The following is an 11,244-nucleotide window of genomic DNA, read 5'->3' as shown; positions in this document are numbered from 1 at the left end:
GGAGCGCCGCCGCCGTCCTAGGGCCAGCCGTTCCTGGTCGAGCTGGGCTTCCCCAACCGGCAGGGAAGCTACTGGCACAGACTCCTCTTCGGGCGACTGCACAAAGACCAACACTGTCGGCTTGCCGGGCAGTTGTTCCCGCACAAAGCGGCGCACCACTTGCTCCACCTCCGCCTTAAGGCCGGCCCAGTCAACCTCAAGGCTCCCCCGCTCTAGCGATCGGGCAAAGCGCGGCCAAGCTTGCTGGAGGGTGTCCTCTACCAGGGGTTTTAGGTCGGATCCCTTAAAGTTGCCCTCTCCCGCCAAGCCCAAGTGCTGCACCTGAGGCGTACAGAGCAGCCTGCCCCTGCCATCTAGGCTGATGACCACCGTCACTACCCCATCTCTGGCCATTTGCTGCCGTTCTTGCAGGATCTCGTCCATCAGCACCCCATCGTGGGAAGCGGTGATCATCTGCACCCCCGCCGGCACCCTGCCGACAACAGCGATGCGCTCCTGGTTAACCTCCACCACATCGCCGTTGTTGATGATCACGATGTTTTCCCGCGGGATCCCCATGCTCATTGCTGTTTCGGCGTGCTTGACCAGCATGCGGTATTCCCCGTGGGTAGGGACGAAGAACTTGGGGCGTGTGAGGGCAATCATCAGTTTCTGGTCTTCCTGGCAGCCGTGGCCAGAGACGTGTAGCCCCTTGTCTTTGCCGTAGATAACATTGGCCCCCAGCTCCATCAGCTTGTCGATGACTCGCGTTACCGCCAGCGTGTTGCCGGGAATGGGGTTGGCCGACCAAATCACGGTATCTCCTGGCTTGATCTGCAACTGCGGGTGCTCGCCATTGGCAATGCGGGTCAGAGCGGCTAGAGGCTCGCCTTGGGAGCCAGTGGTGAGGATGATGACCTTGTCGTCCGGCAGGCTGTTGATGACATGCATGGGCTGCAGCGTCTCGTCTTTGCAGCGGATGTAACCTAGACGCCGCGCATGGGCCACTACGTTTAACATCGAGCGACCCAGCAGAGACACCACCCGGCCTTGCTGCTCGGCAATCTGCAACACCAAATTGAGGCGATGCACCGAAGAAGCAAAGGTGGTGATAATCACCCGTCCTTTGGCTTCCGCAATGGCTTTGGTAAGGCCCGGCACTACTGCGGCTTCAGAGGGAGTAAAGCCGGGTACCTCAGCGTTGGTGGAGTCGCTAATTAGACAAAGCACGCCCTTTTCCCCATGCTCGGCCAGCCGATGGAGGTCAAAGCGTTCGCCATCCACCGGCGTGTGGTCGATCTTGAAGTCGCCCGTCTGGATGACAACGCCCACCGGCGTGTGCAAGGCTATCGTAAAGCTGTCGGCGGAAGAGTGGGTATTGCGAATGAATTCGGCAAAGAAGTTCTTGCACAGGGGCACAATATCCCGCGGCCCAACTGGGCGCAATTCCGTCCGACTCAAAAGGCCCACATCGCGCAGTTTTTCCTCCAGCAGGGCCAGTGCTAAGCGCGGACCATAGATGACCGGGATGTCAAATTCCCGTAGGTGGTAAGGGATCCCGCCGATGTGATCTTCGTGGCCATGGGTAACCACCAGTGCCCGCAGCTTGTCCCGGTTTTGCTTGATATAGGTCATGTCTGGCAGCACGATGTTGACCCCGTGCATCGTCTCATCGGGGAAAGCCAGGCCAGCATCCACCAGGATGATGTCGTCTTCGTAGCGGAAGACCCAGGTGTTTTTGCCGATCTCCCGCTCCCCGCCTAGCGGGATCATCTGCAAAGAGGAAGTGGGCCGGGCTGGAGCAGCTGCTGACCGAGAGGCAACTGAAGTCCGTGGTGTTCGCATAGACGCTGTGGATCCTCTAGATGTAACGGTTTGTAACAATTCAGCCAACCAAAAACCCCTCCAGACAAACCCCGCCAGCCAAGTCAGCGGTGCTAGCTGAATTTGGCTACTAGGACCTGTCCATTTTCCAGTCGGGAAAATGCCACGAAAGACCCCTCCGAAAGCCCCCTAGTTAGACAGAGTCATGAAGCTTTTGCTGCTTTTTGTTCAGATCCCTGGGCCCCATCCAGTAGTCCCATCCCTTGCAGCACTTGTCGCAAAACCTGTAGAGAGCTGGCCTGCAGAGGCGCTAGCGGAGGGCGCACCCGACCTACTTGCCAACCCTGCATCTCTAGCGCCGCCTTGATGGGAACGGGGTTGGTCTCGATGAACAAAACCTTAAACAGCGGAAGCAGGCGGAGATGGTGAGCCAGGGCTTGTTCGGGCTGTCCTCTGTGGTAGCTCTGGATCAACTCCTGAAGCTGTAGCCCAACCAAATGGCTAGCTACGCTGACGACTCCTCTCCCCCCCAAAGACAAAATCGGCAAGGTCAGCGAGTCATCTCCTGAGTAGATGCTAAAGCGGGAGGGGGTAAGCCGCCGAATTTCAGAAACTACGTCCATGATACCACTAGCTTCCTTGATGGCGACAATCGTCTCCATCTCCGCCAATTGCGCCACCGTTTCCGGCTGTAGGCTTACCCCCGTGCGTCCAGGGATGTTGTAGAGCATGATGGGCAAGTCGCTGGCTTGGGCAATGGCCTTGAAGTGCTCGTAGAGCCCCGCCTGGGTGGGCTTGTTGTAGTAGGGCACCACTTGGAGAGAGCCATCCAGGCCCAACTGAGCCGCTTTTTTGGTGGCTTCGATGGCCTCGCGGGTGGAGTTGGAGCCCGTGCCGGCGATAACCTTGGCTCGGCCAGCCACGGCATCTCGCACCACCCGAAACAGCTCGTACTCTTCTTGCCAGCTCAGGGTGGGAGACTCGCCAGTGGTGCCACAGACCACCAAGCCATCGCTGCCGTGGGTTACCAAGTAATCAGCCAAGCGAGCGGCTTCTTCGTAGTTGATCTCCCCCTCAGGCGTAAAGGGAGTCACCATTGCCGTCAGCACGCGCCCGAAGTCCACCGCTTGCCTTTCCCCCTCAACCACACCGCTTGCTATTGGCTACTTCGAGGTTCCCCAAAGGAGCTGGGGGCATCCAGCTCCAATCATCCCTTTATCATACCTGCCTTCGGGAGAGGGATCTTGCTGAGGCCCTAGGCTGGATAAGCTGGATGGGAGAAGGCGATTTTGTCCTCGGTTTTCTGGTAGCAGCTCTTCTCGAGGATCCCCATGGACGTCCTAGCTGCCCTCAAAGAGCGGATCTCCGCCGACAAGTTTGATCCCAGCCGCCGCCTGTCGGAGGCGGAGATCCAGGAGCTGGTTGCCTATGCTACGGAAGCTCCCTCCTCCTTTAACATCCAGCACTGGCGGTTCGTAGCCGTCACCGATCCTGCAGACAAAGAGCGCCTCAAAGCCCTGGCCTACAACCAACAGAAGGTGGCGGACGCGGCAGTGGTGTTCATCGTCCTGGGGGATCTGCGGGGGTATGAGAAGCTGCCTGAAATTGTCCAAAGAGCCGTCGCTGCGGGCCTCCTCTCCCCGGAAGGGGCGGAAAGCTGGGTGAACATGGCCCAAGCCACCTACGCCAACAACCCCACTTTGGCGCGGGATGAGGCGATTCGCTCCGGGGCCCTGGCAGCCATGGCTTTGATGCTGGCGGCGCAGGCAAAGGGCTTGGCAAGCGGGCCGATGATTGGCTTTGACCCAGAAGGGGTAAAGCGGGAGTTCGGCATTGCCGACCGCTACGTGCCGGTGATGCTGCTGGCGGTGGGCTACCCTGCACCGGGCAACCTGCCGCGCAAGCCCCGCCTAGGGGTAGACGAGGTGCTGGCTTTTGGGCGAGGGCGGGAGTTTTAGGAAGCCAGAAAGTTGACCAACTTTTGCAGGCGATCCCAGGCGGCGCCGCTGGCAAGGATCTCCCGCGCTCGGTCAATTCCAGCTCTCAAGTCAGCCACAGCTCCCGCCACCTGAAGCGCCAGCGCTGCATTGAGGGCCACCACATCCCGCTGGGCAAGCTCGCCGCCTCCCTGGAGGACGCGGGTGAGGATGGCAGCATTTTCTGTCAAGTCCCCTCCCTGGAGAGCCTGGACGGGTGCGGCCGTGAGATCGTAATCCTGCGGGTTCAAGACCTCTAGGTGTAGGGATCCCTGGGAGAGAACGCCCAGGTCCGTGGGCTGAGCGAGGCCAGCTTCGTCAAGGCCTTCCCGGCTGTGGAGTACGATGGCTTCTTCCCGCCCCAGCAGGCGCAGGGCCTCGGCCACCACCGGCACCAGCTCCGGCGCGTAAACCCCGACAACCTGCCGGTTGGGGTAGAAAGGATTGACCAGGGGCCCCAGCAGGTTGAAAACGGTGCGCACCTTGAGAGCCCGTCGGTAGGGAGCTACCGCCCGCATAGCTGGATGCCAGTGGGGGGCAAAGAGAAAGGTAATGCCCACTTCGGTAACCGCGGCCCGCACCTGCTCTGGCTTGGCGTTGAGGTTCACCCCCAGAGCCTCCAGCACGTCTGCCGAGCCCACCTTGCCAGAGGCCGAACGGTTGCCGTGTTTTGCCACCGGGATCCCGGCAGCGCTGACCACAAAGGCCACGGCGGTGGAAATGTTGAAAGTGCCAGCCCCGTCCCCGCCGGTGCCGCAGGTATCCACCAAGAGGGGCAGGTCCAGCGGCGATCCCAGAGAAGCCCGTTGCAGCACCCGCGCCATGCCGGCCAGCTCGCTGGCGCTCACTCCCTTGGCTTGGAGAGCTGCTAGGATTGCCCCCGACACCACCTCCGGCACTTGGTTGGTGAGCCAGCCGTTCATTAACTCTTCCGCCTGGGCCTCACTAAGGGATTGCCGCTCCAGCAGTTGGCCTAAAAGCTGGGGCCAAAGGTCAGCCGTTGCCGTCATGGCTACTAGGGACGAGTCTCGAGAAAGCCTTCACCCTAGTATGCCCTGTTTGGGCTGCTGCGATCCCGCAGCCAAGGGATCCGGGACAGAGGCAGCTGCCGCCAGATCCCTTCGCTCCCCTTGGGATCTAACCAGCGCCAGGCCAACAAGCCCGCTGCCGAGAAAAAGGCCAAGGCCCACACCAGCGCCAGGGCCTTTTGTACCCCTGCTGGGGTCAAGCCCAGCGGAGATCCCCGGGATCCCTGGCTGACTGGAGAAGGCGGTCGGGCCGAAGGACGAGAAGAGAGCGGCGTGGCGGGAAGGGGAGGCCGCGGCAGCCGTCCCAAAGCCCTGGCCACCGCCTGAGGTCGCTGCTGCTGGCGTACCCAGCGGTTGAGCTCGGCTAGAGAGATGGCGCAGAGGTTGGAGACCCCCAGTTCAGTTCCTGGATCCGCCCTACCAAGGGCCGATCGTTGCTCACCACCACCACTAGGGATCCTGGCTGCTGCTGGGCCAGGGCGTAGGCGCACTCGGCAACGGCCTGCTCCAGGCGAGCTCTTAGAGAGTGGCCGCTGGCGTTGACCTCCTCGACCCAGGCGCGGGCTGCTGAGATGGCAAACCCCAAGCTGGGCTGGTGGCGCAAAAAGGCACGCGCCGTCGACTCTTCCTGAGGCTCAATGGCTTCTCGGGCCAGGCGCTCCAGCTCAGCGCCAGCACCGCCTGAGGCAGCACACACACCCCGAAGCGGGCCCATTCCTGCCACCGAGCCAGTCGCCCAGCCAGAATTGCGGAGCTATCGAAAACAAGAAGGGGTGAGATCTTGGCCATGGGGTGCGCCTTCTAGGAGGGAGGCTTCGGGGAGAGGGATCCCTCGGCCAAGCAGAGGCGGATAGCCAGAGGATAGAGGCGATGTTCCTGGGCCTGGATGCGCCGGTAGAGCGACTCCACGGTATCTTCCGGCAGGACCGGCACCGCCGCCTGGGCCACGATGGGGCCGCTGTCCATTTCCAACGTAACCCGGTGGACGGTGCAGCCGGCGATTTTTACGCCGCACGCCAGCGCCTGCTCCACAGCCCGTAGGCCCTTGAAGCTGGGCAAGAGACTGGGGTGAAGGTTTAAAACCCGCTCCGGATAGGCAGACAGCAACACCTGAGTCACCAAGCGCATCCAGCCGGCCATGATCACCCACTCCACCTGATACTGCTGCAGCACCTCCACAATGGCGGCATCTAGCGCCTCCCGGCTGGGATAGTCGCGGTGGTTAAGGAGGACACAGGGGATCCCTCGGCGCTCCGCCCGCTGCCGCACATAGGCCTCAGGATTGTTGGTGATCACAACAGCGATGTGGGCTGGCAGCTCGCCGGCCTCGATGGCCTGGGCAATGGCCTCAAAGTTGCTGCCGTTGCCGGAAGCCAAAACACCCAGGATCCCGGGCCGAGGAGGAGCTGGGATCTCGCCAGGATCGGGCCAGAGGAGGCTGGGCAAGTTCATCTCAAGGCTTTCCAACAGCAACCCTTTCCGAGGCTCCTTGCCCAAGGTACACCATCTTACCGCCCAAGCTGGGCCCGCCTCTTAAAATAGAAGGCTGACCTTGCCACCCTAGGGATCCCATGCCGCGTCGTACCGACATTCACAAGATCTTGCTCATCGGAGCGGGGCCTATTGTTATTGGCCAAGCCTGCGAGTTCGACTACTCGGGCACCCAAGCCTGCAAAGCCCTGCGAGAGGAGGGCTACGAGGTCATCCTGGTCAACTCCAACCCGGCCACCATCATGACGGATCCCAGTATGGCGGATCGCGTCTACATCGAGCCGGTGACGGCAGACTTTGTGGCCCAGATCATCGAGCGGGAGCGCCCTGATGCCCTCCTTCCCACCATGGGGGGACAGACAGCTCTCAATGTAGCGATGGAGCTAGCCCGGCGCGGGATCCTGGACCAGTACGGGGTGGAGCTAATTGGGGCCAAGCGCGAGGCCATTGAAAAAGCTGAAGACCGGGAGCTGTTCAAGCAGGCGATGCAGCGAATTGGCCTGGCCGTCCCCCGCTCAGGGTTGGCCCGCAGCCTAGAAGAAGCCAAACAGATTGCTCAAGAAATTGGCTACCCCCTCATCATCCGTCCCGCCTACACCTTGGGAGGTACAGGTGGCGGCGTGGCCTACAACCAAGAGGAACTGGAGGAAATCTGCGCTGCCGGCCTAGAGGCCAGCCCAATCTCCCAGATCCTGGTGGAGGAGTCGATCATCGGCTGGAAGGAGTTCGAGCTGGAGGTGATGCGGGATCTGGCGGACAACGTGGTCATCATCTGCTCGATTGAAAACATCGACCCCATGGGGGTTCACACCGGCGACTCCATCACCGTGGCCCCGGCGCAGACCCTCACCGACAAGGAGTACCAGCGGCTGCGCGACTACGCCATCGCCATCATGCGCGAGATTGGGGTGGAAACGGGGGGATCCAACGTGCAGTTTGCCGTCAACCCCGCCAATGGCGAAGTGCGGGTCATCGAGATGAACCCGCGGGTCTCTCGCTCTTCTGCTTTGGCCAGCAAGGCCACTGGCTTTCCCATTGCCAAGATTGCCGCCAAGCTGGCTGTGGGCTACACGCTGCCGGAGCTTCCCAATGACATTACCCGCAAAACCCCTGCCAGCTTTGAGCCCACCATTGACTATGTCGTCACCAAAATCCCCCGCTTTGCCTTTGAAAAGTTTCCTGGGGCGGAGCCCGTTTTGACAACCCAGATGAAGTCGGTGGGGGAGGTGATGGCCATTGGCCGCACCTTCCAGGAGTCCATCCAGAAGGCATTGCGGTCTTTGGAGATCGACCGCCCTGGCTTTGGCAGCGACAGGCCGGAAGTCTTCCCAACCCCAGAGGAAGTGCGGGCCAACCTGCGCACCCCCAACCCCTTCCGCCTGTTGACCATTCGCACGGCCCTGCTCATGGGTTTCTCGGTCCAGGAAATTGCCCAGCTTACCCACATCGATCCCTGGTTTATCGACAAGCTGAAGGAGTTGGTGGAGGTGGAGCAAGCCCTTAAAGGGCGGGAGTTGGGATCCCTAACGGCCGAAGACCTGCGCCATCTCAAGCAGATGGGCTTTAGCGACCGACAAATTGCCCACCTGACCGGCTGCACGGAAGCCCAGGTGCGGGATCGCCGCAAGGCCCTGGGGGTGATCCCCACCTACAAAACCGTGGACACCTGCGCTGCCGAGTTCGAGGCGGCCACCCCTTACCAGTACTCCACCTACGAGAGCGAATCCGAGACCTTCCCCACCGCCAAGCCAAAGGTGATGATCCTGGGGGGCGGTCCCAACCGCATCGGCCAGGGGATTGAGTTCGACTACTGCTGCTGTCATGCCGTCTTTGCCCTCAGACGCCTTGGCTATGAGACCATCATGGTCAACTCCAACCCCGAGACCGTTTCCACCGACTACGACACCGCTGATCGCCTCTACTTTGAGCCCCTGACCTACGAAGAGGTGATGAACCTCGTCGAGGCCGAGCAGCCGCTAGGTCTAATCCTGCAGTTTGGCGGCCAGACCCCCCTGAAGCTGGCCCAGGGGCTAGCCGCAGCCCAAGCGCCTATCTGGGGTACTGCTCCTGACTCCATCGACATAGCCGAAGATCGCGGCCGGTTTGGGCGCCTGCTCGAGGAATTGGGGATCCGCCAGCCAGCCCACGGCCTTGCCCGCAGCGTGGAGGAGAGCCTGGAGATTGCCCGGCGCATTGGCTACCCCGTGGTGGTGCGGCCCAGCTATGTGCTGGGGGGGCGGGCCATGGAGATTGTCTATTCGGATCAAGATCTGCGGCGCTACATGCAGCTAGCGGTGGCGGTGGATCCCAACCGTCCCGTGCTGGTGGATCAGTTCTTGGAGGATGCCGTGGAGGTAGATGTGGACGCCATCGCCGACCACACTGGGGCTGTAACCATCGGCGGCATCCTGGAGCACATTGAGCAGGCCGGGATCCACTCGGGCGACTCCGCCTGTGTCTTGCCCAGCCGCACTCTCAGCCCTGCTGTGCTGCAGGTGATCCGCGACTGGACGGTGAAGTTGGCCCAAGCTCTCAAGGTGGTGGGGCTCATTAACGTCCAATACGCCGTCCAGAAAGAGCAGGTTTACGTTCTGGAAGCCAACCCGCGCGCTTCCCGCACCGTGCCGTTTGTCAGCAAAGCCATTGGCCACCCCCTGGCCGCCTACGCTGCCCAGGTGATGAGCGGCAAAACCCTGGCAGAGCTGGGCTTTACCCAGGAGGTGATCCCGCCCTACGTGGCTGTTAAGGAAGTGGTGCTGCCGTTTCACAAGTTCCCCGGCACCGACACGCTGCTGGGGCCGGAGATGCGCTCTACTGGGGAGGTGATGGGCATTGACACCGACTTTGGCCGCGCCTTTGCCAAAGCGCAACTGGCTGCTGGCCAAAACCTGCCCCTAGGGGGCACCGTGTTCATCAGCGTCAACGACCGCGACAAGCAGGCGGTGATCCCAGTGGCCCAGGAGTTGGTCAGGCTAGGCTTTCGCCTGCTGGCCACTGCCGGAACCCAGAAAGTTTTGGCCGAGCACGGGATCCCCGTCGAGAAGGTGCTCAAGCTGCACGAGGGCCGGCCCCACGTCATCGACGCCATCAAGAACGGCCAGATTCAGCTTATCGTCAACACCCCTTCTGGCGGTGAAGCCCAACAGGATGCACGGAAGATCCGCCGCACCGCCCTGGCCTACAAGATCCCTTTGGTCACTACTCTGGCTGGAGCCAGGGCTACTGCTGCTGCCATCCGCGCTCTGCAGTCGGGATCCCTGGGGGTGAAGTCCCTGCAGGAGTTTCACGCCGAAATTGGGCGATAGGAGCCTGCCGGGGTTGCTTTTCTGAAGAAATCCTTAAGACCTCCACCTTAAGAAATCCTGAAGTTCTCGACTGCAAAAACTGGCTCTTGAGGCCTGGGAAAAGGGGTGGAATATAAACTGCAATACTAATCTGCATGTTTGTATCGATAAATCAATTTATTTCACATTTTGGCTGCAGACGTTAGGTATCCTTGGCAGTTTTCTTGAGACTGTCTAGCGTGGAAGGAGAAGAATCCTCAGGGCAAGGCTGAGTAACTTCCTGAGGTCACTTTGCTAAGAGCAAGTGGGAGAAAGCTCTCCTCAAATTTTCTAGGAGTTGGCCTATGAGTGTGGTTGTTCGGCGCTCCGCTGCCGCACGGCGGCTCTGGAGCTGGGAAAGTTTTTGCCAATGGATCACTAGCACCGAAAATCGGCTTTACATCGGCTGGTTTGGCGTATTGATGATCCCGACCTTGTTGGCGGCAACCTTTTGTTTTGTGATTGCCTTCATCGCTGCGCCGCCGGTGGACGTGGACGGGATCCGCGAGCCGGTGATTGGCTCCCTGCTGGGTGGCAACAACCTCATTTCTGCGGCGGTGGTGCCCACCTCAGCCGCCATTGCCTTGCACTTCTATCCCATCTGGGAAGCTGCCTCTTTGGAGGAGTGGCTCTACAACGGCGGCCCCTACCAGCTCATCGTGTTTCACTTCCTCATCGGGGTGTGGTGCTACCTGGGCCGGCAGTGGGAGCTGAGCTACCGGCTGGGCATGCGCCCCTGGATTGCAGTGGCTTTTTCTGCGCCGGCGGCTGCCGCTACAGCGGTGCTCCTGGTCTATCCCATCGGCCAGGGCAGCTTCTCAGAGGGGCTGCCGCTAGGGATTGCCGGCACCTTCCACTTCATGCTCGCCTTCCAGGCGGAACACAACATCCTCATGCACCCGCTGCACCAACTGGCAGTGGCGGGGGTGTTTGGCGGCGCCCTGCTGGCTTCTCTCCACGGCTCCCTGGTAACCTCTAGCCTGATCCGGGAGACTTCAGAAGAGGAGTCAGTCAATGCCGGCTACCGCTTTGGCCAGCAGGAGGTCACCTACAACTTCCTGGCCGGCCACTACGCCTTCTTGGGGCGGTTGGGGATCCCCAGCCTTGGCTGGCGCAACAGCCGCTCTGTCCACTTCTGGATGGCGGCCCTGCCTACCTTAGGGATCTGGGCGGCGGCAATCGGCATCGGCCTCATGGCCTTTAACCTCAATGGCTTTAACTTCAACCAGTCCATCCTGGACAGCCAGGGCCGGTTCATCCCCACCTACGCCGATCTCCTCAACCGCGCCAACTTGGGGATCCAGGCCATGCACGCCCCCAATGCCCACCACTTCCCCCTGTTGCTGGCGGCTAAAGCGGACTAGGGCTCTCCTCTAGTCCTTGATTCACTGGACAATCAGCCACTTTGTGGCATAACCAACCTCCTGCCTTGACGGAGATGGGCTGAGCTAGTAGGCTTGCGAGTACATCTTTTCTGGGAGGCACTTTGCCTAGGCTAAAGTTGGCTCCGTCTTTAGCCGGTGTGCCTTATGGGGGCAAGGAGCAACTACCTGCAGCTTGCGGGGAAGTCACGCCTGTGGAGATCCCTCTGGCGGGGTGGTAGGGGTGGACTCTGCCACTAGC

The 11,244-nt window shown here is 61.0% G+C and carries 9 protein-coding genes; 3 read left to right on the top strand and 6 right to left on the bottom strand.

Features of this window, described 5'->3' with window-relative positions:
* A partial coding sequence (locus tag NW807_RS07855; RefSeq protein WP_414425763.1) for a ribonuclease J occupies positions 1-1,824 on the bottom strand: 1,824 nt, incomplete at its 3' end.
* 182 nt (positions 1,825-2,006) lie between these two features.
* Positions 2,007-2,927, bottom strand: coding sequence for a 4-hydroxy-tetrahydrodipicolinate synthase (dapA, locus tag NW807_RS07850; RefSeq protein ID WP_414425769.1), 921 nt, complete (start codon positions 2,925-2,927; stop codon positions 2,007-2,009).
* Positions 2,928-3,134: 207 nt separating this feature from the next.
* On the opposite strand from dapA, the gene NW807_RS07845 reads away from it, so the two are divergent.
* Positions 3,135-3,761: a nitroreductase family protein gene (locus NW807_RS07845; RefSeq protein ID WP_414394834.1), complete on the top strand. Its 627-nt coding sequence runs from the start codon at positions 3,135-3,137 to the stop codon at positions 3,759-3,761.
* Here NW807_RS07845 and trpD read toward each other — a convergent pair.
* The 4 genes from trpD to purN form a co-directional block, all read right to left on the bottom strand.
* Positions 3,758-4,789, bottom strand: coding sequence for an anthranilate phosphoribosyltransferase (gene trpD, locus NW807_RS07840; protein ID WP_414425762.1), 1,032 nt, complete (start codon positions 4,787-4,789; stop codon positions 3,758-3,760). The two genes, NW807_RS07845 and trpD, sit on opposite strands and share 4 nt — an antisense overlap.
* Before the next feature lie 35 nt (positions 4,790-4,824).
* Complete coding sequence (locus tag NW807_RS07835; RefSeq protein ID WP_414425761.1) at positions 4,825-5,127, bottom strand: hypothetical protein; 303 nt, start codon at positions 5,125-5,127, stop codon at positions 4,825-4,827.
* A gap of 44 nt (positions 5,128-5,171) precedes the next feature.
* Positions 5,172-5,522, bottom strand: a complete 351-nt coding sequence (locus tag NW807_RS07830) for a hypothetical protein (protein WP_414425760.1) — start codon at positions 5,520-5,522, stop codon at positions 5,172-5,174.
* A gap of 86 nt (positions 5,523-5,608) precedes the next feature.
* Entirely contained in the window at positions 5,609-6,259 is a 651-nt protein-coding gene (purN, locus tag NW807_RS07825) for a phosphoribosylglycinamide formyltransferase (protein ID WP_414394840.1), read from the bottom strand.
* Positions 6,260-6,378: 119 nt separating this feature from the next.
* Here purN and carB point away from each other — a divergent pair, with 119 nt between their 5' ends.
* Both carB and psbA read left to right on the top strand, forming a co-directional pair.
* A complete protein-coding gene (carB, locus tag NW807_RS07820; RefSeq protein WP_414425759.1) occupies positions 6,379-9,603 on the top strand; it encodes a carbamoyl-phosphate synthase large subunit in 3,225 nt (1,074 codons plus the stop codon).
* A gap of 323 nt (positions 9,604-9,926) precedes the next feature.
* A complete protein-coding gene (gene psbA, locus NW807_RS07815; protein WP_414425758.1) occupies positions 9,927-10,985 on the top strand; it encodes a photosystem II q(b) protein in 1,059 nt (352 codons plus the stop codon).
* Positions 10,986-11,244 lie beyond the last annotated feature (259 nt).

This window comes from Synechococcus sp. R70.1, from assembly GCF_047461675.1.
Classification (GTDB): Bacteria; Cyanobacteriota; Cyanobacteriia; order Thermostichales; family Thermostichaceae; genus Thermostichus.
The sequence above is the reverse complement of the archived record's forward strand: the minus strand, read 5'-3'. Positions and strand labels throughout refer to the sequence as shown.

Excerpts from the sequence above, each read along its gene's own strand:
- NW807_RS07845 (WP_414394834.1), top strand. The coding sequence starts at position 3,135 with ATGGACGTCCTAGCTGCCCTCAAAGAGCGGATCTCCGCCGACAAGTTT.
- trpD (WP_414425762.1), bottom strand. The coding sequence starts at position 4,789 with ATGACGGCAACGGCTGACCTTTGGCCCCAGCTTTTAGGCCAACTGCTG.
- NW807_RS07830 (WP_414425760.1), bottom strand. The coding sequence starts at position 5,522 with ATGGGCCCGCTTCGGGGTGTGTGTGCTGCCTCAGGCGGTGCTGGCGCT.
- purN (WP_414394840.1), bottom strand. The coding sequence starts at position 6,259 with ATGAACTTGCCCAGCCTCCTCTGGCCCGATCCTGGCGAGATCCCAGCT.
- carB (WP_414425759.1), top strand. The coding sequence starts at position 6,379 with ATGCCGCGTCGTACCGACATTCACAAGATCTTGCTCATCGGAGCGGGG.
- psbA (WP_414425758.1), top strand. The coding sequence starts at position 9,927 with ATGAGTGTGGTTGTTCGGCGCTCCGCTGCCGCACGGCGGCTCTGGAGC.